The 23,661-nt window shown below is 56.1% G+C and carries 17 protein-coding genes; 12 read left to right on the top strand and 5 right to left on the bottom strand.

Features of this window, described 5'->3' with window-relative positions:
• Positions 1-33 precede the first annotated feature (33 nt).
• Together miaA and mutL are read right to left on the bottom strand one after the other, a co-directional pair.
• Entirely contained in the window at positions 34-1,008 is a 975-nt protein-coding gene (gene miaA, locus U4Z31_RS20595) for a tRNA (adenosine(37)-N6)-dimethylallyltransferase MiaA (protein ID WP_321811265.1), read from the bottom strand.
• Positions 1,005-3,005: a DNA mismatch repair endonuclease MutL gene (gene mutL, locus U4Z31_RS20590; protein WP_321811264.1), complete on the bottom strand. Its 2,001-nt coding sequence runs from the start codon at positions 3,003-3,005 to the stop codon at positions 1,005-1,007. Before mutL ends, miaA begins: the two co-directional genes overlap by 4 nt.
• A 171-nt stretch (positions 3,006-3,176) precedes the next feature.
• On the opposite strand from mutL, the gene U4Z31_RS20585 reads away from it, so the two are divergent.
• Positions 3,177-3,860, top strand: a complete 684-nt coding sequence (locus tag U4Z31_RS20585) for a DedA family protein (protein WP_185735515.1) — start codon at positions 3,177-3,179, stop codon at positions 3,858-3,860.
• A gap of 175 nt (positions 3,861-4,035) precedes the next feature.
• Here the strand turns inward: U4Z31_RS20585 and U4Z31_RS20580 are convergent, their stop codons facing one another.
• The gene (locus tag U4Z31_RS20580; RefSeq protein WP_124487949.1) at positions 4,036-4,848 is read right to left on the bottom strand and encodes a mechanosensitive ion channel family protein; all 813 of its coding nucleotides are present in this window, start codon (positions 4,846-4,848) and stop codon (positions 4,036-4,038) included.
• Between the two features lie 280 nt (positions 4,849-5,128).
• Between U4Z31_RS20580 and U4Z31_RS20575 the strand changes: the two genes are divergently transcribed.
• Entirely contained in the window at positions 5,129-5,911 is a 783-nt protein-coding gene (locus U4Z31_RS20575; protein ID WP_124571177.1) for an SDR family NAD(P)-dependent oxidoreductase, read from the top strand.
• Here the strand turns inward: U4Z31_RS20575 and U4Z31_RS20570 are convergent.
• The gene (locus U4Z31_RS20570) at positions 5,814-6,932 is read right to left on the bottom strand and encodes a hypothetical protein (RefSeq protein ID WP_321811263.1); all 1,119 of its coding nucleotides are present in this window, start codon (positions 6,930-6,932) and stop codon (positions 5,814-5,816) included. The genes U4Z31_RS20575 and U4Z31_RS20570 overlap by 98 nt on opposite strands.
• A 674-nt stretch (positions 6,933-7,606) precedes the next feature.
• Between U4Z31_RS20570 and U4Z31_RS20565 the strand changes: the two genes are divergently transcribed.
• A complete protein-coding gene (locus U4Z31_RS20565) occupies positions 7,607-9,661 on the top strand; it encodes a capsular polysaccharide biosynthesis protein (RefSeq protein WP_321811262.1) in 2,055 nt (684 codons plus the stop codon).
• Here U4Z31_RS20565 and U4Z31_RS20560 read toward each other — a convergent pair.
• Entirely contained in the window at positions 9,603-11,063 is a 1,461-nt protein-coding gene (locus tag U4Z31_RS20560; protein WP_321811261.1) for a capsular biosynthesis protein, read from the bottom strand. The two genes, U4Z31_RS20565 and U4Z31_RS20560, sit on opposite strands and share 59 nt — an antisense overlap.
• Here U4Z31_RS20560 and U4Z31_RS20555 point away from each other — a divergent pair.
• From U4Z31_RS20555 to U4Z31_RS20515, 9 genes are all read left to right on the top strand, one after another.
• Positions 11,062-13,137: a glycosyltransferase family 2 protein gene (locus U4Z31_RS20555; protein ID WP_321811260.1), complete on the top strand. Its 2,076-nt coding sequence runs from the start codon at positions 11,062-11,064 to the stop codon at positions 13,135-13,137. The genes U4Z31_RS20560 and U4Z31_RS20555 overlap by 2 nt on opposite strands.
• Positions 13,103-14,326 (top strand): ABC transporter permease, encoded by a 1,224-nt coding sequence (locus U4Z31_RS20550; protein WP_321811259.1) that lies wholly within the window; start codon positions 13,103-13,105, stop codon positions 14,324-14,326. Before U4Z31_RS20555 ends, U4Z31_RS20550 begins: the two co-directional genes overlap by 35 nt.
• 17 nt (positions 14,327-14,343) lie before the next feature.
• Positions 14,344-15,471: a polysaccharide biosynthesis/export family protein gene (locus U4Z31_RS20545; protein WP_260427310.1), complete on the top strand. Its 1,128-nt coding sequence runs from the start codon at positions 14,344-14,346 to the stop codon at positions 15,469-15,471.
• A gap of 10 nt (positions 15,472-15,481) precedes the next feature.
• On the top strand, positions 15,482-16,297 hold the full coding sequence (locus tag U4Z31_RS20540) for an ABC transporter permease (protein WP_321811258.1): 816 nt from the start codon (positions 15,482-15,484) through the stop codon (positions 16,295-16,297).
• A 34-nt stretch (positions 16,298-16,331) separates the two neighbouring features.
• Positions 16,332-16,955, top strand: a complete 624-nt coding sequence (locus tag U4Z31_RS20535) for an ABC transporter ATP-binding protein (protein WP_321811257.1) — start codon at positions 16,332-16,334, stop codon at positions 16,953-16,955.
• A gap of 59 nt (positions 16,956-17,014) precedes the next feature.
• Positions 17,015-18,256: a glycosyltransferase family 2 protein gene (locus U4Z31_RS20530; RefSeq protein ID WP_321811256.1), complete on the top strand. Its 1,242-nt coding sequence runs from the start codon at positions 17,015-17,017 to the stop codon at positions 18,254-18,256.
• A gap of 73 nt (positions 18,257-18,329) precedes the next feature.
• Entirely contained in the window at positions 18,330-18,914 is a 585-nt protein-coding gene (locus U4Z31_RS20525) for a hypothetical protein (protein ID WP_321811255.1), read from the top strand.
• Positions 18,915-18,931: 17 nt separating this feature from the next.
• Positions 18,932-21,379, top strand: coding sequence for a glycosyltransferase family 2 protein (locus U4Z31_RS20520; RefSeq protein ID WP_321811254.1), 2,448 nt, complete (start codon positions 18,932-18,934; stop codon positions 21,377-21,379).
• A 624-nt stretch (positions 21,380-22,003) separates the two neighbouring features.
• Positions 22,004-23,110: a hypothetical protein gene (locus U4Z31_RS20515; protein ID WP_321811253.1), complete on the top strand. Its 1,107-nt coding sequence runs from the start codon at positions 22,004-22,006 to the stop codon at positions 23,108-23,110.
• Positions 23,111-23,661: the final 551 nt, after the last annotated feature.

Here is a 23,661-nt window from a genome sequence, read left to right as displayed (position 1 = left end):
GCAGGATCGATGCGCGGCGATCCTGCCCCGTTATTAATTGTCGATACGGCCGTCGAGCACGCGTTCGAGCGTGTCGAGCGCCTGCGCCGTCGAATCCGGCGCGACGCAGTCGACGACGATCCGCTCCGGCATCGCGCGCAGCCACGTGATCTGCCGTTTGCACAGCTGGCGCGTCGCGAAGATGCCTTTGTCGCGCATGGTCCGGTAGTCGGTGTCGCCGTCGAGGAATTCCCATGCCTGCCGGTAGCCGACGCAGCGCATCGACGGCAGGCCGAGATGCAGATCCTTGCGGCGGCGCAGCCGTTCGACTTCGTCGATGAAGCCCGCGTCGAGCATCGCGTCGAAGCGTTGCGCGATGCGCGCGTGCAGCACCGCGCGGTCCGACGGTTCGAGCGCGACCGGCACGAAGCGATAGGCCGCGGCCGCGTCGTCCGCGCGCCGCGGCGCGGCGAGCAGCACCGACATCGGCTGCCCGCTCAGCAGGAACACTTCGAGCGCGCGCTGGATCCGCTGCGAATCGTTCGGTGCGAGCCGCGCGGCCGTCGCGGGGTCGACCTGCGCGAGCCGCGCGTGGAGTGCCGGCCAGCCGTCGCGCGCGGCCTCGGCGTCGAGCTCGGCGCGCACGGCCGGATCGGCGGTCGGCAGGTCGTTGAGGCCCTGCGTGAGCGCCTTGTAGTACAGCATCGTGCCGCCCGCGAGCAGCGGCGTGCGGCCGCGCGCGGCGATCTCGCCGATCAGGCGCAGCGCGTCCGCGCGGAATTCGGCCGCCGAATACGCATCGGCCGGGTCGATGATATCGATCAAATGGTGCGGCACGCTCGCGCGCTCGTCGCGCGTCGGTTTCGCGGTGCCGATATCCATGTCGCGGTAGACGAGCGCTGAATCGACGCTGACGATCTCGATCGGACGGCGCGCGGCGAGCGCCAGCGCCGCGGCCGTCTTGCCGGAGGCGGTGGGGCCGAGCAGGCAGGCGATCGTCGTCGGGGCGGACTGCGGTGAAGCGTTCATTGCCCGCGCATGAAGAGACGGTCGAGATCGTTCAGCGTGAGCTGATACCACGTCGGCCGGCCGTGATTGCACTGGTCCGCGCGCTCGGTCGCTTCCATCTGGCGCAGCAGCGCGTTCATCTCGTCGAGCGTCAGGCGCCGGTTCGCGCGCACCGCGTGGTGACACGCAAGCGTGCCGAGCAGCTCGTGCTGGCGTTCGGTGAGCACGCGCGAACCGCCGAACGCGTGCAGGTCGGCGAGCACCGCGCGCGCGAGCGACTGCAGGTCCGCGTCCTTCAGCAGCGCGGGCACCGCGCGGATCGCGAGCGACGTCGGCGACAGCACCGCGAGGTCGAAGCCGAGCGATTCGAGCGTGTCGCGTTCCTCCTCGACCGTGCCGATCTCGACCGGCGTCGCCGTCATCGAGATCGGCAGCAGCAGCGACTGCACGGCGACCGTGCGGTCGGCGAGCGCGTTCTTGAACTGTTCGTACAGGATCCGTTCGTGCGCCGCGTGCATGTCGACGATCACGAGGCCGTGCGCGTTCTGCGCGAGCACGTAGATCCCGTGGATCTGGCCGAGCGCGAAGCCGAGCGGCTGCTCGTCGTGCGCGGCGGCGGCGAGCGGCGACGCGACGAAGCCCGACAGCGGCGCGGCCGGCGCAGCCGCTGCATCGGCCGCGTCGCGCGCGACGATCGTCGTGCCGTCCGGCGTGCCCGCGCCCGTGTCCTTGCGGCCGAACAGCGCGTCGTAGAGCGCGAGCGGCTGCGCGACCGGCAGCGTGCCCTGTGTCATGCGCGCCTGGCGCATCCACGTGTTGCCCGACGACGTCGACGAAGAGGGCGACGGCGACGAGAAGCCGCTGCCGCCCGCGCCGGTGGCAGCGCCCTGGCCGAGCGGCGTATTCAGGAATGACGCGGGGCCGCTCGGCGCCGGTGAGAGTTGTGCGGCATGGCCGCCCGCGGTAGTTTCCGGTGACGCGCCCGCATGGCGCGCGAGCGCGCGCTGCACCGCGTGGAAGACGTACTGGTGGATCGAGCGCGAATCGCGGAATCGCACCTCGATCTTCGACGGGTGCACGTTCACGTCGACGGCTTCGGGCGGCAGATCGAGGAACAGCACGTACGACGGGTAACGGTCGCCGTGGAGGACATCCTCGTACGCCGCGCGCACCGCGTGCGTGAGCAGCTTGTCGCGCACGAAGCGGCCGTTGACGAAGAAGTATTGCTGGTCGGCGCGGCCGCGGCTCGCGGTCGGCAGGCCCGCGCAGCCGTAGACGGCGAGCGGCCCGGCCTGCTCGTCGAGCGGCAGGTGTGCGGTCGCGAAGCCGTCGCCGAGGATCTTCGCGACGCGCTGTGCGGGTTCGGTCGCGTTCCAGTGCTCGACGGCCTTGCCGTTGTGCAGCACCGAGATCGCGACGTCCGGCCGCGCGAGCGCCGCGCGGCGGATCATTTCGAGGCAGTGGCCGAACTCGGTCTGCTCGCTTTTCAGGAATTTGCGGCGCGCGGGCGTGTTGAAGTACAGCTCGCGCACCTCGATCGTCGTGCCGACCGCGCCGGCGGCCGGCGACAGCGCGCCCGTGGTCGCGTCGATCTTCGTCGCATGCGCGACCTCGGCCGTGCGGCTCGTGATCGACATCTCGGCGACCGACGCGATCGACGCGAGCGCTTCGCCGCGAAAACCCAGCGTCGCGACCGCCTCGAGCTCCTCGAGCGAGCGGATCTTGCTCGTCGCGTGGCGCATCAGCGCGAGCGGCAGTTCGTCGGGCGGAATCCCGCAGCCGTCGTCGGTGATCGAGATGCGCTTGACGCCGCCTTCCTCGAGCACGATGCGCAGCGTGCTCGCGCCGGCGTCCATCGCGTTCTCGAGCAACTCCTTGACGACCGACGCCGGGCGTTCGACCACCTCGCCGGCGGCGATCTGGCTGATCAGCTGGTCGGGCAGGGGCTGGATCGCGCGCAGCGGGCGCGCGGCGGGCGTGGGCACGGCGCCTGCGGCCGTTTCGGTGATTTCGGACATGGCCGAATTATAGCGAGGCGGCGGCGGATGCCGTGGCCGGGGCCGCTTACGTTTTTTTCACGGAGCCTTAAGGTAGTTTCGGTATGATGACTGCGTTCCGCGCACCGCCTTGTGCGGCGGGCACTTCCGCTTTTCGGCCGCTCCGGCCCTTTCGCCTTCGAGGAATCGCATTTGGATACGCTGCTTCATTTCGTCAACCTGGTCCTGCATATCGACGCGTTCCTCGGCGACTTCATCCGGCAGTACGGTGCGTGGGTGTATCTGGTGCTGTTCCTGATCGTGTTCTGCGAGACGGGGCTCGTCGTGTTGCCGTTCCTGCCGGGCGATTCGCTGCTGTTCATCGGCGGCGCGTTCGCGGCGACGGGCGACATGAACGTCGGCGGGCTGATCGTGCTGCTGCTGGTCGCGGCGATTGCCGGCAATACCGTGAACTACCTGATCGGCCGTTGGGTCGGGCCGAAGGTGTTCAATACGCATATCCCGGTGCTCGAGCGCTTCCTCGATCGCGCGGCGCTGCAGAAGACCCACTCGTTCTACGACAAGCACGGCGGCAAGACGATCGTGCTGGCGCGCTTCATCCCGGTCGTGCGCACGTTCGCACCGTTCGTCGCCGGCGCGTCGTCGATGAGCGTCGCGCGCTTCCAACTGTTCAACGTGGTCGGCGCGTTGCTCTGGGTGCTGCTGCTGGTGCTGCTCGGCTACTTCTTCGGCAATATCCCGTTCATCCGCCAGTATCTGAACGTGATCGTGCTGGCGGGGATCGGCGCGGCGATCGTGCCGGTCGCGCTCGGCGCGCTGTGGAAGCTGGTGCGCGGGCGGCATTCGGGCGGTACGCAGAACACGCGCGGCCGCTGAGCCTGCGCGTTTTCCGCTTCGGCGCAGTGAAAAGCGTGGCAGTTGCCACGCTTTTTTTTCGTCCGTGCGGTTCGTGCGGTCCGATCGATTGCCGATGTGCGGTATCGGCCGATCCGGCTGCTTGACGCCGGCTGCTTCAGTCAGAATCCTGCGAACCGCTTGGCGACACCGTTCCTCAGGTCGTGCGATGGAAGATCGGCGTTTCGGGCGTCGGGTATTGCGCGTCGCGGAACGTCTCGAGGATCACGCGGTTGGTGTCGCAGTACACCTGCCAGTAGTTCTCCGGCTGCGTCGACGGACGCACGAACAGCAGCGGGCCTTCCGGCGTGAACTGCAGCACGCCGACGTCCGGCGCAGGCACCTTCATCACGTTCGGGATCAACTGGATCTGCGTCTTCAGGCGGTTGATCGCATCGGCCGCGTCGACGCCGTTCGCGATCTTCGCGGTCAGGTCCACGCGGCGATGCGGCGTCGCGCTGTAGTTCGCGATGTTGTCCGAGAAGATCTTGTTGTTGCCGACGATCGTCACGACGTTGTCGGCGGTGATGATAGTCGTGCCGAACAGGCCGAGTTCCTTCACCGTGCCCGTGACGCCGCCCGCGCTGATCACGTCGCCGATCTTGAACGGACGCAGTACCTGCATGAACACGCCGGCGGCGAAGTGCGCGAGCAGGCCGCCCCACGCCGTGCCGATCGCGAGGCCGAGGCCGGCGAGCAGGGCGGCGAACGACGTGGTCTGAACACCGAAGATCTGCAGGATCGCGAGGATCAGCAGGATCGTCAGCAGCACGCTGACTACGGAGGTCAGGTAGTCGGTGAGCGTCGGGTCGACCTTGCCGCTGCGGCGTACCACCTTGCCCAGCAGGCGCGTGCCGAGGCGGATCGCCCAGCGGCCGATGAACCACAGGACGATCGCGGCGAGGAGGTTGAGGCCGAAGTCGAGGCCGCGGGTCATCAGGAATTGCTGGGTGGATTCCAGGTTCGGCATGGGGGCTCCATAAATGAAAAAGGGGCCGGCAGGCGGCTTTTCGACGGAAGGTTATAACCGAAGAGAAGTCGATCGAGGATGAAAGAGTGTTAAAACCCCGAACGATGCAGCAGGGGAGATGTTTTCCCGACGCTTATGCCGAAGCGCGGAAATGCCCGAGTCGCCGGATTGCCGTGCGGACTGTTTGGGGAAAATATTCTATGAATGATGCGCGTTTTTTGTGGGGCATGTCGGATAATGCTGCCGAAAATATCACGATCCAAATCCATATCTCTCGACCATGCCTACACGAAAAAACGGGGTTCCGCGTTGCGTGCTGATTACGGGTGCAACGGGCGGCATCGGTTCCGCGCTGGCGCAGGAATATGCGCGTGCCGGCTCGGCGGTACTCATTTTGCACGGCCGCAATACCGCGCTGCTGCAACAGGTGAGTGACGCCTGTACCTCGCTCGGTGCGCGTGTCATCACGGCGGCATTCGATGTTCGCGATCACGAGACGTTGCGGAATTGGGTCAGCGAAATGAGCGCGGCCGAAGCGCCCGATCTCGTGATCGCAAATGCCGGCGTCAATATCAATACCGGCCCCGGGCATCAAGGCGAAGACTGGGAGGACATGCACCGTCTGCTGGACGTGAACGTGAAGGCAAGCATCGCCACCGCGCATGCGGCGATGCCCGCGATGCGCGCGCGCCGCGGAGGGCAGATCGCACTGGTCAGCTCTCTTGCCGCATGGCGAGGATTGCCCGAGACGCCCAGCTACAGTGCGAGCAAGGCTGCGGTGAAGGCCTACGGGGAAGCGATGCGCGACGGGCTGGCTGCGGAGGGTGTCAAGGTCAACGTGATCATGCCTGGCTACGTCGAGTCGCAGATGTGCTTCGATATGCCCGGTCCGAAGCCATTCCTCTGGAAAGCGCCGAAGGCGGCGCGCGTGATACGCGTGGGCCTGAGCACCAATCGTGCGCGAATCAGCTTTCCATTCCCACTGAACCTCGGATGTTTCCTGCTGGCCGGATTACATCCGGCCGTATCCGGCTGGTTCCTGAGTCGGCTGGGTTACGAGTAAGCGCGACTTGCTCGGGCGCGGTGCGAATCATCCCGATCGGGGCTGGCTGTTCGGCAGGGGGAAGTTGAAGGAGCTTCTGTGCGGCCACGCGCAGTGCGTGTAGGCGGGCCGGATCGCCGGCCAGCGCGCATAGTGCATCCACCCAGATCTGCGGATCATTGGCGAGCAAGAGGCCGTTCTCGGCGTGCCGGATGACCTCTTGATAAGGACCCGCGGCGGCATACAGCCCCACCGCGCGGCAGCGGGCGATATCGTACGCCTTCACGTGCGCGCGCGTAGTGTTGAACGCGGAGGGTAGCAGCGGGGCGAGGCCGATATGGCCGTCGAGAAGGCGGCAGTGGCCGCGATAGTTGGCCCAGTCCATCGGATGTACGACCCGTGTGCGTGGCAGGCTGCGAAAGAGCACATTCACCGCATGCGCGCCAATCAGCTCGAAATGGACGTTCGGACAGCGTGCGAGCACTTGCGCGATGATCGGTTGCAGCCATGTGATCTCGGCTTCATGAGCAGCGCTGCCGTGATAGAACACTAGGATCGGCGATTCCGGTGCGTCGACTACAGCGTTGCGTACCTGCAGCGGGCGGGCATCCTCCGGCAATGCACGCGGCGTCACGAGTTTAGCCGCCCGCTCCGGATAGCGATCGCGCAGTGCCTGCGTCGAAAACCAGTATTCCGTGGCAAGGTCGCGGATGTCCGCGGTATGCGCATGGCAGTATTTGCGGAGTTTTTTCACATACGGGCGAGGCAGCCCGTTCCATGACCGTGGCTGCAGCAGGTCATCGTCCATGAAATACACGATTCGCGCCAATTGCGCGCGATGAATGTGCAATGCGCGCGCCCATCGCGTGTTCAGGTAGCGGATGATCACGACGGCCGTCCCGGGTGCCAGGTCACCGGATTCCGGCAATGCACTGTCCAGGTTTTTATAGACGACAGGCAGCCCCGACTCCCGCAGGCGCGGCAGCACGTAATAATCCGTGGACGGATTTTCACCTTCATGCAGAACGAGCCAACGTAGCACCGCCGTGTTGCCACGGAGGTGAGACGGGCCGTGTGCCGATTTTCGGTATAGGAGCCTGCGCAACATCAGAACATCAAATGCGTGTGGTTGGTCGGCGCGCGTATGCGCGACTCGTGCAAAATCATCCCGGCATGAGCGGGCGTTCTGGACTTTTTGTTGATTGGGTGATTCTAAAGATGTTTGATCGTGTGTGCGCAACTGGCAATGACAAATTTATATGGCTCCACCCTCGTAATAATTTTTAATATTGTAAATTATTTACATTTGTGATGTCGGTACGGGTTGATGTTGCATCCGCAACCGACGGCAGGTCATGGGGCGGAGCGACTCGCTCCAGTATGCATTAATCGGCTTGCTGGCCTCTTTGAAGGGGATTGCCCGTTAAAATGTCGACATCCCCCGGATACGGCAGTGGTGGCGGGTCGAGAAGTATAATGCGATTGCTCCCGCGCGAGGATGAGGGCAGGTGGTGAGCGCATGAATTGCATCGTGCGCGCAGCATTTCTGCCGTTGTCGTCCGGTTGCGCGGATCGATATCCGAAGTCCGCTCGACATGACCATCCCGGTGGGCGCATCGATATTCCATTACTCCGGCTTCGCAGGATATACCTCCGCTTTCGGCAATTACCGGATCGCGTGAGCGCGTGTGGCCGCATTTGTCGAGGCTCAAGTTTTTGACTGATTTTTCTGTTGGCCGGGGCGAAGTCGCCGGGCAGCCGCTTCGCAAAGCGTCGATAGGTTCGCTGCCGCGCGCCTATACGATGGCGCCGGGCGTGAACCGCATCCCGACACTCGCCGCGTTGCTGGATGATTTTCAACTGCACTACCGGCCGGTGGGCCAGCCGGTCGCGGGTGCGGGTGTCCTTGCATGGGGGCGCCGTCCGAGCGCAATGGCCGCCGAGCGCTACGCGAAGAAACATGGCCTCGCGGTCTATCACATCGAAGACGGCTTCGTGCGTTCAGTCGGACTCGGCAAGGACGACCCTCCGCTTTCGGTCATTTTCGACGATGTCGGGCTTTATCTCGACGGCAGCCAGCCATCGAGGCTGGAATCCCTGATTGCGCAGCCGCTGCGCGACGACCAGATCACGCGGGCTCGCGCACTGGCTGCGGCATGGCGGGACGGCCGCGTGTCCAAATACAACCACAGCCGCGACCTGGACAGGGCATTGCCCGATGGATGCATATTGGTCGTGGACCAGACGCGTGGCGATGCCTCGATTTCCTGCGGTCTTGCCGACGCGTCCAGCTTCCACCGCATGCTGGAAGCCGCGCTGCGCGATCATCCCGATCGCACGATTCTGCTCAAGGTTCATCCCGACGTCGTGTCCGGCCGCAAGCAAGGCCATTTCGATCTCGACGCGGTGCGCGCGATGCCGCGCGTGCGCGTGCTGGCCGACAGCGCGCATCCGGCCAGTGTGCTGCCGCTGGTTCACGAGGTTTATACGGTGACTTCGCAACTCGGTTTCGAGGCATTGATATGGGGGCTGCCGGTGCGTGTATTCGGCATGCCGTTCTACGCGGGGTGGGGGCTGACTCGGGACGAGTTGCCGGCACCCAGGCGACGCGGTATGGCCACGTTGGAGCAACTCGTTCATGCTGCGCTGATCGATTATTGCCGCTATGTGGATCCGGAAACCGGCAAGCGCTGCGAGGTTGAAGCCGTGATCGCGTGGCTGGCGTTGCAGCGCCGGATGCGGCAACGATTTCCCGTCGAGATCGATGCGCTCGGGTTTTCAGGCTGGAAGAAGGACTATGTGCGTCAGTTTTTCGGCGGCAGCGCCGTTCGATTTCGCTGGCGGGTGCCGCGGGCGAGCGATGCCGCCGTTGCCACGTGGGGACGCAAGCTTGACGACCGGCTTGCCCCCGCATTGTCCGCGATGCACCCGGTCATCCGCGTCGAGGACGGCTTCGTGCGCTCCGTCGGCCTCGGCGCCGACCTGACTCGCCCGTTGTCGTGGGTGCAGGACGACATCGGCATCTATTACGATGCCACCCGGCCTTCCAGACTGGAAATGCTGCTTGCACACGCGACGTTTTCCCCCGAACTGGTTGAACGTGCAGCCAGTCTGCGCCGGGCCATCTGCGATGCGGGCATTACCAAGTACAACCTCGCCGGCCGCGCGAACTGGAGCCGTCCGCAGGGGCGGCGCGTGATTCTGGTGCCCGGACAGGTCGAGACGGATGCGTCGATCCGCTTCGGTGCGTCGGATATTCGCAGCAATATGGATCTGTTGCGTGCGGTTCGGGTCGCCAATCCCGATGCGTACCTGCTGTACAAGCCGCACCCGGACGTCGTGGCCGGCCTGCGCAATGTGGGGCGCGGCGAGGGCGACGCGGCGCAGTGGTGCGACGAGACGCTTGGCTCAGTTTCGTTTCACGAACTGCTCGGCAGCGTGGACGAAGTGCATGTGCTGACGTCGCTGGCCGGGTTTGAGGCGCTGATGCGTGGCGTGAAGGTCGTGACTTACGGGCAGCCTTTCTACGCGGGCTGGGGCATGACACGCGATGCCGGCTTGACGGAAGCGGTGCGTCAGCGGCGCGCTCGTGTGCTGAAGCTCGACGAGCTCGTGGCGGCGGCGCTGATTCTGTATCCCACCTATGTGAGCCGAACGACGAAGCGCTTCACCACGCCGGAGCGGGCACTGCAGGAACTCGTCGAATGGCGTGCTACGCCGCAGGTGCCACGTTGGCGCCACTGGGTTGCACGTCTGTTTCGGGAGGCGTGATGACCGGGGCCACGCCCGTTGCCGGTTCGATACCGCTACCGCGCAGCGAGCCGAAGATCGGGACATTCGACTGCAGTGCGCGCTCGAGCCGCGGGGGCGGGTCGACAAACGCGCCCTGGCCATTGACCTCGTCGTTCAGCACGCGACGCACGATTTCGGCGCATGCCGCATCGCGGCCCGCGCGGTTGTAGAACGAGCCGTGTACTTGAACGGTGGCGGCGATCGCCGCCACGAAATCCTTGAGCAGCGGCTTGTTGACGCGCTGCGGTTGAGTCCAGAACGTTTCCAGCGGCCCCTGGTGCGTGAGTCCTTCGATGTCGTACATCGCCATGCCCAAGACTTTTACCGGGCAATTGGCACGTAGCGCGTGCAGACCGACGGTCGAATTGACCGTAATTACACCTTGACTGTGTTTAATCGTGCGTTTGAGATCGCAATCCGTCACAGCGATGACACGCGATGTCACGCCGTGACGTTCACTCGTGCGTGCGACAAATCGCTCCCAGCGTTCCATCCCGTTGTCGAGCGGATGTAGCTTGATGATCAGCGAGCCGTCCTGCGGCGCATGCTGAGCGAATGACGAAATGACTTCCTCGATCACGTGCCGCTGATCGCTGTACGCGGAATTGGCGCGTAGCTGGTAATCGGCCTGCATTTGCAGCGCGAGCATCCAGTAGCGGTCGTCGGAATGGCGCAATACGTCGGCAGCCGCTACCCGTGCCGGTTCATACAGTCGCTGGCCAATCATGCGCGGCAACCAGCGCAGATAATCCAGTAACGGTAAGTAATATTTGTCCGTACGATAGAGTGGGAAGAAGTATGGCACCAACGAGGTCAGGAGGTTATAAAGGACCTCGTTGAACGCCTCCTGCCCGAAAGAATGTGAATAATGTGCGTCGTCCTGTTTAAATGGGCCGACACGGCGGGCGATCGCGCGAATCGTTTGCGGATCGGTGGGGAAGTGGGACAGCGTGCCCATTCCGCCGCGCTCCAGCGTTAGCCAATCGGGGCGCAGATAGCCGAATTCGACCGCGTACGTACGAATGCCGAGCGATTCGGCCACTTCGCGCGCGACCGCATGATAGGGCAGGCGATCAGCAAAGTAGAGGATGTCGGTAATCTGGTGCTGTACCAGATAATCGCGCAGAAAACCAGCCCAGCGGCTAAAGCGCCCACGGTAGTTGACTGCGCCGGATTTGCGCCAGTAGGCCCAGTCTCCCAGCGAAAAATTGATCCGATGCGTGCGTGCGCCCGCCGAATCGAACCGATCGCATAGTTGACGCCAAAAAAGCGAGGGCGGGCCCTGGAGAAATAGTATAGATCGGCGCATGTTCGATACTTCTAGGTTTATCTGGTCATCCTCTGGTCGTGAATTATAATCGCGGATCCAAAGTGGCGTCATGGTCAAGACAGGTAGTGACGAAGTGCTGGTTAAAAAATCTGAGAGGAATGGCCGCGCGACCATGGCGTGGCTGATAGAAGGGCTGGCGATGGACAAGGGCAAGGCGCGCGTTGCTACCGCAGTGCTTACCCTAGATGGCGCTCGGACACAATATTTAAAAGTCTTGATAAGCAGCAAGGGACGCATACAGGAGCTAGTCAAGACTGACGCGGCTGTGCGGGCGATCCATTTGATCGTGGACGGCGCCGAGCAACCTGCTCGCATGGAATTCCTTCAATATCGCCGCTTGAGTTTCGCAGTGTATCGTTTGCGACAGCTATGGAGAGTGGGATGCACGTTGTACAAGCAGCCTTGGCACAGGTGTATCCGAGCGGGACTCACGCCAGCTACGCTTTTCTCCGATATTGATTACGCGTACGATGTGGCTTGCCGCTTTCGGGCAAATGTGTTTCGTGGCGGCTACTCGGGGTGGTATCAGGATTTCTATGCTATTACGCCGACGGATCGCGCCCTGATGAGTCGTCGTGCTGCAAGTTGGCAGTTCTCACCAAGATTTAACATTTTTTTGTCGGCAAACCGGCAAACTACACAGGCCGATATCGACGCGACGCGAACCAGTTTGGCGGCGCAGACTTATCAGCGATTTGACGTCGAATTGGTGACGGGCGATTCGGCTGAAGAATGGTCCCGTTTGATGTCGACGACAGTCGAGCAGAACGAGTGGCGCCTTGTTATCCGCGCGGGAGTCACGCTTTCGGAGCAAGCATTGTTTTGTCTCGCGGACGCCGTAGTCAAAACGCCGGATGCCGCTGTTATTTATGCGGATCACGATGTCGTCGGTGCCGACGGTCAATTGTGTGATCCCGTTTTCAAGCCGGATTGGTCCCCCGAGCTGCTGCGCTCCACTAATTACATTGGAGAGGCGTTCGTCTGGAACGGCCGGTATGCACATCGTCTGCCTGAATTCGGTGCGGACGTGAATAGCGCGAATGTCGCTCATGCATTACTGCTGCGTTTGAGCGAACTCGGTTCACCGATGGTGCACGTCCCTGCCCCGCTTTGGCATATCACGCCCAGAGAAGAGCCGGTCGATGGTGTTGAAGCGGTTGGTGCGGTGACTGCGCATTTGCGCCGCGTCGGGATAGCGGCGGAGGTCGAAGGGACAGGGCCGGGCAGATGCAGGGTGCGTTATGCGATAGCGGAGCCGGCTCCGTTGGTCAGCATCGTCATTCCGACGCGCGATCAGTTGGGTCATCTGCGTCGTTGCATCACCAGTGTGCTGGAGAAGACGTGCTACGGATCGTACGAGATTCTCGTCGTGGACAACCAGAGCGTCGAACCCGAAACACTGGACTACCTGCGGAGCTTGCAGCAGGTGGCCAATGTTCGGGTGTTGGCGTTCGATGAGCCGTTCAATTACTCGCGTATCAACAATGTGGCGATTGCCCACGCGAGGGGCGAGTTGGTGTGTTTGCTCAACAACGATACCGAGGTGATTTCCCCGGAGTGGTTGGGGGAGATGGTGGGGGTGTTGTCGAGCGGTAACGTGGGCGCGGTCGGCGCCAAGCTGCTTTATGGAGACGATACGGTCCAGCATGCGGGCGATACGGTGGGGCCGGGCGGGTGCGCGAACCATTTGCATAACGGGATCGGGCGGAACGAGCCTGGTTATTGTGGACGGGCGTTGGTTGCGCAGGATTTGTCGGCGGTGACGGCGGCGTGTTTGTTGACAGGGAAGTCTCTATATCAGCGTGTCGGTGGATTGAACGAACATAGTCTGAAGATTGCGTTTAATGATGTCGACTACTGTCTACGCATTCGCGACACAGGTTTGCGCATAGTGTGGACCCCGCACGCGTTGCTATACCACCATGAGTCGATTTCACGCGGGAAAGACGAATCGCCACCTCAGCGAAAGCGGTTCCGCTCTGAGGTGCGGTACATGCGTAATCGCTGGCGACACATTATGTACCATGATCCTTTTTACAATCCGAATCTGAATTACCTGCAGGCGGATTTTTTGCCGGCGGCCATGCCAAATGTATTTCGCCCGTGGGCGGCGAGAATACTTTAGGGGAGAGGCGGCGCGCAAAATTGAGTGGCTGAAAGATTTTCGATTCGATTTAATATATATAATTGTAAAAATGCTTATCGGCAATATCAAAAAAAATCGGCTTTTTTGGGGTATGGTTATCGTGCCGATGGTTATGGCGATCGTGTATTACGCTTTTCTCGCGCGTGATCGCTATGTAAGCTCGTCCCAAGTAGCTGTCCATAAGGTTGGGTCGGAAGGGGCTGGCGAGGGTATGCAGATACCGGGGTTGGCAGCATTGATGGGCGGGGGAGGAATTTCGGGCGGGAATGCAGCCGAAACTCTTTATGTCCGTGAGTACGTGATTTCCCAGGATATGCTTAATGCACTGCAGAAAAGAATTCAATGGAGCAAGCACTACGCTGGCCAGATGCGTGATCCGTGGTATTACTTGTCGCCCGATGCTACTAGAGAGGAACTGCTCAAGTACTACCAGAAAATGGTAACGGCCCAATTCGATGCCACGACCGGGTTGCTGACCATATCTGTGCAGGCTTTTGACAGGAAATTTGCCGACGACACCGTCTCGGCGATCATTTCAGAAAGTGAGCAGTTCGTAAACGAAATATCTCATCGGTTAGCACGCGAGCAAGTTAATTTCGCAGAGGGCGAACTGGAGCGCTCTCGTCTCAACTACGAAGCCAAGCGCAAGGCAATGTTGAACTTTCAAGGCGCAAATAACGTGCTGGACGCGCAGCGATCCGCAGTCGCGCGCAACGACGTAATTGCAGGGCTCCAGTCGGATCTCACCAAGGCAGAGGCTACGCTTCGTGCCTTACGGGCAAGTCTCAGGGAAGATACGCCACAAGTACGCCAACAGAAGTACCAAATTCAGGCAATTCAGCAGCAGATTTCAGTTGAAAGCAAAAAACTGATCGCGCGTAATTCTAACGATCAGCTGAACGTGGTGGCGTCAAATTATCAAAGTCTCGAATTGAATGCGGGTATTGCGCAGGACGCCTACAAGGCATCAGTTTCGGCATTAGAGAGTGCGCGAATCGAGTCGACGAAGAAATTGCGTAGTCTTGTGATCGTTGTGAGTCCAAATATGCCTGACGAGGCGCTCTTTCCTCGGCGCATATATAGTTTGCTGACGATTTTCATTATGTTGCTGCTGATCTTTGGTATCGCCAAATTTGTTATAGCAACGATCAATGATCACCGGGACTAAGAATTCACGTATCAGGTATGTTTATGAAGAACGCAAGTGTTACTACGCCATCAAGACGGACACATTATAGTTTGGGTCTCGTGTTGTTCGGTAGCCTTCTCCTAGGAGGGTGTGCCGCATTATCAGGAGCGGGCCCCCAGCTTTCCGATGTCACGTCTACGAGTAATGCTCAAAATGCGGATTATCCGTATCAATTAATCGAACTTGCACCCGTCAACATCGAGCGCTATACGCGTCCGCCAGATACGGCCCTGCTGAGTGGTGTTGCCCGACCGGATGAACCGGAGGTACGTCTTATGCCGGGGGACGTCCTCAAAGTAATGATTTCAGACGATAGTGGAGCGGATAAAACGCTGTTCGCTCCCCTGGCACAGGGCGGAACGGTATTCGGTCAAGTTCGTGTGGACTCAAAGGGAAAAATAACGCTTCCTTATCTTGGACCCGAGAGCGTTCGTGGTGCCACCTTGGCTGAGGCCGAAAATATTATCCGACGTGGCTTGAAGGGGCGAGCCATCGAACCGCAGGTGCACGTCGAGTTGCAAGGTGATTTGTCTCGTTCGGTCTTGGTTGCCGGGGCCGTTAAGAATCCTGGACGGTTTTCCGCTTCTCAGGGCCCGCTGACCATCCTGGATTCGATCAATCTGGCGGGAGGGCCGGTTTTGGAGCCCTATTTGACTACGGTAACCCTTCGTACCGGGAAAGCAGTACAGAACTACAATTATCAGGATCTGTTGTCTGGTGGCAATGTGTCGGTTCCGCCAAATTCCGAGATTGTTCTGGAGCGAGCCCGAAAGCGTTTCGTTGCTATGGGCGCTGTTACGAAGCCCGGGCTTCATGATTTTCCTTCCGCTACCCCGAACCTTCTGGAAGTGTTGGGTTCCGTGGGTGGACTGAATGAACACATGGCAAATCCCAGCGGAGTATTCGTTTTCCGCCTGAGCGAAAATGCCAATAGTGGCAAACCCGAAGCAAAAGTATTCCGTCTAGATATGCGTGAACCTGTGTCGATGTTCCTGGCAAAGAAATTTTCGGTGCAGCCTGACGATACTGTTTACGTAACAAATGCTCCGGTATACGAGATGCAAAAAATAATTACCCCGATTGTGCAGGTGCTGTTGTTGGGACGTGACATTAGTCAATATTAATGGTGATTTCATGTCTGATTTTGAGTCTCCATTCAAGGCGAATCGATCGTCGTGGAAGATTTTTCGGTCCGTGTTGTTTGCATTATTTCTGAGAGAAATGCAAACGCGATTTGGTGCGCGACGAATGGGCTTTGTATGGGTCGTGCTAGAGCCGTTGGCGATTCTCGTGATTATTCTGGCGTTTCATTCGTTCCTACACGCGACTCCGATGCAAGGCATAGATTTCGTCATGTACATGGTAAGCGGAATCGTTCCATTCCATATGATGCGCAGTATCGCATGGCGGTTGACTGATTCTCTGCAGGCGAATCAAGGGCTTTTTGCATATCGCCAATTGATGCCATTTGACACATTCGTGGCACGCTTGATCGTTGAGCTTTGTACATATTCATGCGCCTATTTAATTATCTGCTTCGCACTTGGATTTTGGCTCGGCCACGACGTATCTATAAATGATCCGCTAATGTGGGTTTGGGCGTTGACGGTCGGTATATTTTTGTCGTTTTCAATTGGCGTGACTTTTGGGTTAATAGCTCATCTTATCCCGAACTCCGGGCGCATCTGCAAGATGTTATATATTCCATTGTATATAACGGCCGGCGTGTTTTTCCCGATCTGGAATCTGCCGCAGGATAAGATGTTTCTGATATCGTGGAATCCGTACGTCGAGATTATCAACAATGTCCGTGCGGCAACTTTCGAAAACTATCCGGCCGTAAAGGGTATGAGTTCCGCATATCCGCTGTATTTTACTGTCGCATCCACATTTTTTGTGATGGTGGCGTATAGACGCCTCCGTCAATCTCTGCGGACGCCGAATTCGTAAAATGATTGAATTATCAAAACTGACGAAATCGTATGTGACAAAGCAAGGCAGAAAATATGTCTTTCGCGACTTTTCGTTCATTATTCCTCCAGACAAGAATATTGCATTGATCGGTAGAAACGGAGCTGGAAAGAGTACGTTGATGCGATTGCTGTGTGGTACAGATATACCGGATAGCGGGAAGATTATCACGGATAAGAGAATATCTTGGCCAGTTGGCTTGGGTGGGGGGTATCAGGGATCTCTAACTGGCAGGCAAAACGTAAAATTCATTTGTCGATCTCTTGGGGCCGAGAACGACGAGATGGAGAAAATAATTGCGTATGTTGAAGAGTTCGCAGAGCTCGGGGATTATTTCAATCAGCCAGTGAAGACATATTCTTCAGGAATGAGTTCAAGGTTGAAGTTTGGAATGAGTTTGGCGTTCGATTTCGACTACTACATGATCGACGAGGCCATGTCGGTTGGCGATGCACATTTTCGTGAAAAGGCAGAGGCTGAATTCAAGAGGCGCGTTGGCCGTGCCAATATGATATTGGTAACTCACGGAATGGCGCAGGTGAGAAAGTTATGTGACATTGTCATGCTCCTAAATGGTGGAAAAATCGACGTATTTGATGACGTGGAAGAGGGGATAGCGGCATATCAGAAAGCATAGAGTCGACTGGTCGCTAGGGTTATCAATTTTTGAAAATATAGATCTTCTCGAGATTGTGTATGGATAGAAATAAATTTGCGGTGGCTGCAATTTTTAAGAATGAGCTTCCGTTCATTGTGGAATGGTTGGCCTACCATCGCGTTCTTGGGATATCTCGATTCTTTATCGCGGACAACGAAAGCGACGATGGTACCGCCCAGTTGCTTCAAGCTTTATCTGTCGCAGGATATGTTGAGTGCATTACGTACAAAACAGTCCCGGACGTGAAGCCGCAGCTAGCAGCATATCAGCTTCTGATGGACACCTTCAAAGATAAGGCGGATTGGTTCTGCTTTATTGACGCGGACGAATTCATGCGTCCATCTAGTCGTGCCACTAATGTAATCAATTCTCTCGATGGAGTATTGGGCGATGAGAAAGTTGGTGCGGTCGCCGTAAATTGGGCAGTCTATGGTTCGTCAAATTGGGTGACGGCCAATTCGAAGGGCGTGATCGAGCGATTCTTCTCGCGAGGTGTGCGTGAGAGAGGCGTAAATCGCCATTACAAAACGATTGTCAGATCGTCCGCGTATAAGGATGTGGGAACCAATCCACATGTCTTCGAAATAAACGATCAATTTGTTTATGCGGATCCGTCAGGTCGATACCTTGAGGTAGGGGAGCTGGGCGGTCTTACTGACGACGTAAATTGGGATGTTGTTAGAGTAAATCACTACGTAGTCAAATCGCGAAGCGAATTTTTTACGAAGAAACGTCCTCGCGGACGGCCAAATGGCTCACTTCGCCCGGTGGAGTTTTTTTCGCAGCATGATATGAATGATGAAGATGACGCATTCTCGTCCGATTTCCTGGAGCTGGTGCGAGAAGAAAAATCTTTGATTTACAAGGCTTTGAAAGAGAGGGCGGGGTACGTTTGCGGAAATTTAAATTATTCAGATAGCGATCTTTTTTTTGCAGCGAAAAATCCTGCATTGAAAATTTGCGTCGATGCAGTCAATCTTTCGGCAAAGAAAGTTGAATGCAAGGGCTGGGTTATAGGTGATGGAGGTGAGAATGTCGATTTTAAAATGCTGGTCGACTACAAGGACGTGGTTCGTGCATCTCGCGTTGACCGAATGATCCGTCCCGACGTCGTCAGTGCATATAAGCTGGACCCAGAATTTCGCTACGGTTTTGTATGCACCTTCGATATCGCAGTTGATGCAGCAGATGAAAAGGAGGCGCCACTTATTGAGCTGTGCGTCGGGGTTGGGCGTCAGAATCTTGGGGCGATTATTTCTCTCGCTAGCAAAATGAAGTGAATTCGACTATCGATCATTCGTGAATTGTAAATTGCGATTGTATTTGATTGGTCTATAAATTGTTGGGGGCCGTGTGAACGACTTTTTGGAATCGGGCGCATACGGAGAGCATGACGCTCTCGTTGAACAGTATAAAAAAATAAAAGCTGAGAATGCTGCGCTGCGTGCCGAGATTGATAGTCAAAAGAATAATATCGAAACTCGTTTTGTCGAATTGGCTGCGTTGACAAAATTACTTGAGGCACGTAATCATCAGATTTTTCTGGCGAATTCGGCTTGCTTGTCGCTTGAGGGGAAAATTAATGTACTAATGGAGTCATTTTCATGGAGGTCGACGGCGCCGCTAAGGCGATTCGTTGCACTTTTCCGGAGAAAGAATGAGGTGCCAAGCGGCACACATTTTCTCCGAAAGCTGATCATGGATTCCGGATGCTTTGATCGGAATTGGTATGTGGGACATCACCCTGAGGTTTTGGACAGTGGGATCGATCCGATTCAGTACTTTATCTCCTATGGTATAGCGAAGTGGCATGACCCGGGGCCGAATTTTAGCTGTGACAAATATATAGGGAAGTATCCGGATGTTGCCGTTTCCGGAATTCCGCCCTTTTTGCATTTTATTCGGCATGGAATGGCGGAAGGCCGAAATTCTCTTTAAAGATATGGTGATGGAAAATGGCAACGTTCGTAAGTAAATTGAAAATTCTTGACCCGGCTTGGTATGCACAGGAGTACGCTGATGTCGCGTTGAGCGGCTTGTCTCCGATCGAACACTACCGTCGCTACGGATTACTCCTGAATCGAAAACCGTGTCAAGACTGGGTGGATGATGAGCAAAAGTCGGCTCGAGACAGTTCGAGCGGGGCTATTGACAACCGAAACTATCTTCTTCTTTCTGCTCCCCATCGTCAGGAACTCGAACATCTTGGAGAATCGTCGTGGAAATCTTTGGGGAATGACCCAGCCTTTCTTTTCGACGCAAGTGAGTTAGGTTTCATTGCAGGGCCCGGCTGGTACGATTTCTCGCTGCAAATAAAATCGGAGAGTATTCCCGGTCTCGCGAAATTTTATATGGATTTTGGTGCAGGATTTTCGGAGAATGACGCTTTTTCAATTCGATACAAATCGGATTTGAGCGCGGGGAAGGTCGTATTCATCCGAGCTAATGTCGTTAGCTTGCGCTTCGATCCAATGGAGCTCGGTGGCGAATTTTCCGTGGAATGGCTAGGGATTAGGAAGTTGACGGATGAGGCGGCGTTGAGCCAGATGCTGATGCGGATAAGACAGGCTCATCCTAAATTCCTGGATCAGGATGTTTCAAAGTTATCCGAAGATTTTTCGAGGGAGCTGAAGACTAGCCACCTGAAACCTTCGGATGTGCTTGATATCTATGAAGAAAGTTTTCTTGTCGATAAATCGTCCGACGATTATGACGATTGGATAGAAAGAATCGAACGGCCAAGTTTGCCCGGCCGCGCGGAAGTCGTAAATATCCTTGCTGGCTTTGTGAGCAAGCCGATTATTTCTGTTGTTGTTCCAGTATACAATACGGACGAAAAATTTCTGCGGGAATGTATTGAATCCGTTCTCTGCCAGAGTTACCCGAATTGGGAGCTTTGTCTCGCAGATGACGCATCTCCCGATAGTCATGTCCGCCGGGTGTTAGCAGAGTATCAGGATAAGGATCCTAGAATCAAGGTCGTATATCGACAGAGGAACGGTCATATTTCTGAGGCATCCAACAGCGCGCTCGAGATCGCCTCCGGGGACTATGTTGCGTTGCTTGATCATGATGATACGTTGGCGGAGCATGCACTCCTGTTTGTCGTTGAAGCCCTACAGTCAAATGAAACTGCGCAAGTAGTTTATAGTGACGAAGATAAAATCAACGCGCTTGGCATGAGGTTTGATCCGCATTTCAAATGCAAATGGAACCCCGATCTTTTTTATTCGCAAAACTACGTCTCTCATCTCGGGGTTTACAAGCGGTCTCTGTTGGAGTCGATCGGAGGTTTTCGTCGTGGCGTAGAAGGAAGCCAAGACTACGATTTGCTATTGAGATGCTTGCCGCATATCGATTGCAGCGAAATTATGCATATTCCGAAGATTTTGTACCATTGGCGTGTTTTGCCTGGCTCAACGGCACTCGCTGCGGGCGAAAAATCGTATACGGAGGTTGCCGGGATAAAGGCGTTGCGCGATCATTTCGATGCGATTGGGGTCGAAGGTGTACAAGTTGAGCCTGGGATTATTCCGAACTCATACCATGTCAAATGGCCCATCGTCGAGCCGCAGCCGTTTGTAAGTCTCCTGATTCCGACTCGGGATTATAGGAGCGTGACGGAGGTTGCTGTCCGGAGCATTTTGAATAAGACGAGTTATCAAAATTATGAAGTTGTCGTTATTGACAATGAGAGTGTCGAGCCAGAAACTCTCGATTTTTTTGAGAAAATTCAGCAAGAGAGTAGGCGCGTTAAGGTTGTTCGATATCCATATCCCTTTAACTATTCTGCGATAAATAACTTCGGTGCAAAGTATGCGTCAGGTCAGATTATCGGGCTCATTAATAACGACATCGAGGTGATTTCGTCGGACTGGCTTACTGAAATGGTCCGGCATGCTGCTCGCAAGGAGATCGGTTGCGTCGGGGCGAAATTATTTTATAGCAACGGTTCGATTCAACACGCTGGAGTAATATTGGGCATCGGCGGCGTTGCGGGACACTCGCATAAGTACTTTCCGGGTGACCACACTGGATACTTCGGCCGATTGTCACTCGTGCAAAATTTTTCGGCAGTGACCGCCGCTTGTTTATTGCTGCGACGAGAGGTATTCGACGAAGTTGGTGGTCTGAATGAGGCTGATCTGGCGGTTGCTTTCAACGACGTTGATTTTTGCCTTCGAATCAGGGAGCGTGGATACAGGAATATTTGGTCTCCATATGCGACGTTGTTTCACCATGAGTCGATTAGTCGGGGGAAAGAGGATCGACCCGAGAAAATCGAAAGATTTAACGGTGAAGTCGGATATATGAAGAAAAGATGGGGCGAAGCATTGGCGGCGGATCCTTACTATAGTAAGCATCTGACTCAGGATCGAGAGAATTTTTCGATCGGACTCTGAGCGCGTGTCCGATTTTGATTGGCGTCACGAGCTCTGTGAATCGGTGCCTATACGGGAGCAGGGAGCGATGATCCAACGAGTATGAGGTGGTGGAATAGTCGTAGGTACCTGCCAGAAATAGCGTGCCGATGGACGAGTATTGAGGTTCTTCGAGGCATTGAATCGGAACTATTTAGTGCTTTCGATTGCGGAAATGTGAACATCTCAGGAGATCGGAGGCGCTAGCGAGTGCTGACCGCTCTTCGGAGGTGCGCTCCGAGACAGTGCACCATCCAGATGTGCTGCCATCGCATACGCGATGGCAGCCATTTGTGCAAGGATGCCGACGCGATTTTCGTTGTACTGGCTCCGTCCGCAGCGATTTGAAGAGTGCCAATTCGATTCGCCGCAGCTAGGAATTGAGGTTCCACACTGAGATCAGAAGACAACCCATCTTGTCGAATCTCAATTTGCTATGGATTAATCCCCAATCGGTCGCCTACCAGATCATGTTCGCTTTGGCGATGGTCGCCACTTTGAAGGTGCCTGATGAAGACATGCTGGTTTGCGAAATGTGAGGAAGCTTGGGGGTTGATTGCAGTCTATTGAATCACATGTGGGTTGCATATTCCGAACGAGGTTTAAATGAGGTTGATAAAATATCCAATCAACGAGGCCAGAATAATTCATTCGCTCGATAAGCCGATAGAAGGTCGAGAGGCTGTCGAAGGCATCTTGAGTGTGAAAGGATGGGTGTATCCCCGAAGCGATGGTCCACTGAAGGTGATTATTGAGAATTCTCATGGGGTTTTTGAATTCCTACCCAATCGTGATCGGCCGGATGTATTGAGACATCTTCTAAAGAAGTACGGGGTCGAAACGAATCGAAAGGTCGGATTCGAGTTTGATTTACCGATTGGTTCCGGATTTGATGTAAGCTACGACGTGGATGAGATGAGAGTGCCATTTCTGAAAGTCGAGGGGATGCGGGAGAATCCTTTTCCGGAAATTGGTGGGTGGGAAGACTTACTTGAGTCTAAATTCGGCGTTCTGGGTAATTATTATTTCAGGAACGGATTCGATTGGCGGCGGGTGCTTATATTCTTCAATGGTAGAGTTACCGAAGATAAAATTTCCATGGATAGAAGTATCTTCCAGCGATGGTCTTGGGCAAGGTATTTCAGACACCCCGTTATCTGTATTTCTGATCCTTTGACTGTGGGGAATGGCGCCGTTTCTATCGCGTGGTATCTGGGTAAAGATGAAGGTGAAATGGTTTCATCGTTAGTTGTTCCCGCGATCGAGGCTGTTAGGAGGAAGTGCCCTGGTGCAAAAATTATTACATTTGGATCGTCCGGCGGGGGATTCGCTGCGTTGCTGTGTGCCCAATTGGGGTTTGCCGATGAGGCTATCGCGATTAATCCTCAAACGGATGCACTCCTCTATGAGGATAGAAATGCGGTGGCGGAGTTTGTGAGTCTAAGAAAGAAGAATCTTGATCAAACAAATTTGTTCTTCTACGGACTTGAAAGAATGAAATCGGATTCGATGGTGACGTATATTCAGAATGATGCGGACGTTTCGCATTTGAATGATCACATGATTCCATATCGGAAATTTGTTGCGAGTTCTGGTCGACTTCGTAATTTTAAATTTGTAAATTTCGTTGACGAGAAGATTGGGCATGCTCCTCCAGATTTCTATGGAATTAAAAGAATAATGGGTGAGGATTGGGAAAGATTTTGTGTTTAATTGATTTTTGATTGCTATTTTGAAGTGAGGTAATTCTTGATCAAATTTTTGATATGGGTGACGCGAGATCGACTGAAATTGGTGCAAATAAGCCTCGACACGGCGTTTCGATTCATATCGGACTAGATGTGGGCGCGCCATTGGCTGAGAATGGTAACGTTCTAGCCGTGTTTGAAAGTCGCTAGCACTCGAGTGTAGATGGAGCGTGGAGGTCACGATCGTGCGCGCGCGAAACGTATATATCGTCAAAAAGATGAAATTGGGTAGCGGTAGAGTGATCGGCAACTAGTCGAATGTTCAATGCTAGCGAGGAAAAGTCCCTCATGTCGTATTAATGCAAGGGAAACCAAGCTCCCGTCATACGCGGGAGCCAATTTCAACGCTCTGACAATTGTGGTCAGTTCCAATTTGCTGGGTTGTTCCGCGCTTGGAGGGGCCATCGGGTTGAGAGTGATCGGCCTGTAAGACTAGTTGCAACGGTCAGGAATGGCTGCACTATTGAATCTCGCGAGAGATTTGAGAGAAGAATGTGAAATGACTCTTGGCGCATG

Source organism: Burkholderia sp. BCC1985, from assembly GCF_905339915.1.
In the GTDB taxonomy this organism is placed as follows: Bacteria; Pseudomonadota; Gammaproteobacteria; order Burkholderiales; family Burkholderiaceae; genus Burkholderia.
This window is presented reverse-complemented; position numbering and strand designations above follow the sequence as displayed.

Excerpts from the sequence above, each read along its gene's own strand:
- miaA (WP_321811265.1), bottom strand. The coding sequence starts at position 1,008 with ATGAACGCTTCACCGCAGTCCGCCCCGACGACGATCGCCTGCCTGCTC.
- mutL (WP_321811264.1), bottom strand. The coding sequence starts at position 3,005 with ATGTCCGAAATCACCGAAACGGCCGCAGGCGCCGTGCCCACGCCCGCC.
- U4Z31_RS20580 (WP_124487949.1), bottom strand. The coding sequence starts at position 4,848 with ATGCCGAACCTGGAATCCACCCAGCAATTCCTGATGACCCGCGGCCTC.
- U4Z31_RS20575 (WP_124571177.1), top strand. The coding sequence starts at position 5,129 with ATGCCTACACGAAAAAACGGGGTTCCGCGTTGCGTGCTGATTACGGGT.
- U4Z31_RS20555 (WP_321811260.1), top strand. The coding sequence starts at position 11,062 with ATGGTCAAGACAGGTAGTGACGAAGTGCTGGTTAAAAAATCTGAGAGG.
- U4Z31_RS20560 (WP_321811261.1), bottom strand. The coding sequence starts at position 11,063 with ATGACGCCACTTTGGATCCGCGATTATAATTCACGACCAGAGGATGAC.
- U4Z31_RS20550 (WP_321811259.1), top strand. The coding sequence starts at position 13,103 with ATGTATTTCGCCCGTGGGCGGCGAGAATACTTTAGGGGAGAGGCGGCG.
- U4Z31_RS20545 (WP_260427310.1), top strand. The coding sequence starts at position 14,344 with ATGTTTATGAAGAACGCAAGTGTTACTACGCCATCAAGACGGACACAT.
- U4Z31_RS20540 (WP_321811258.1), top strand. The coding sequence starts at position 15,482 with ATGTCTGATTTTGAGTCTCCATTCAAGGCGAATCGATCGTCGTGGAAG.
- U4Z31_RS20530 (WP_321811256.1), top strand. The coding sequence starts at position 17,015 with ATGGATAGAAATAAATTTGCGGTGGCTGCAATTTTTAAGAATGAGCTT.
- U4Z31_RS20520 (WP_321811254.1), top strand. The coding sequence starts at position 18,932 with ATGGCAACGTTCGTAAGTAAATTGAAAATTCTTGACCCGGCTTGGTAT.
- U4Z31_RS20515 (WP_321811253.1), top strand. The coding sequence starts at position 22,004 with ATGAGGTTGATAAAATATCCAATCAACGAGGCCAGAATAATTCATTCG.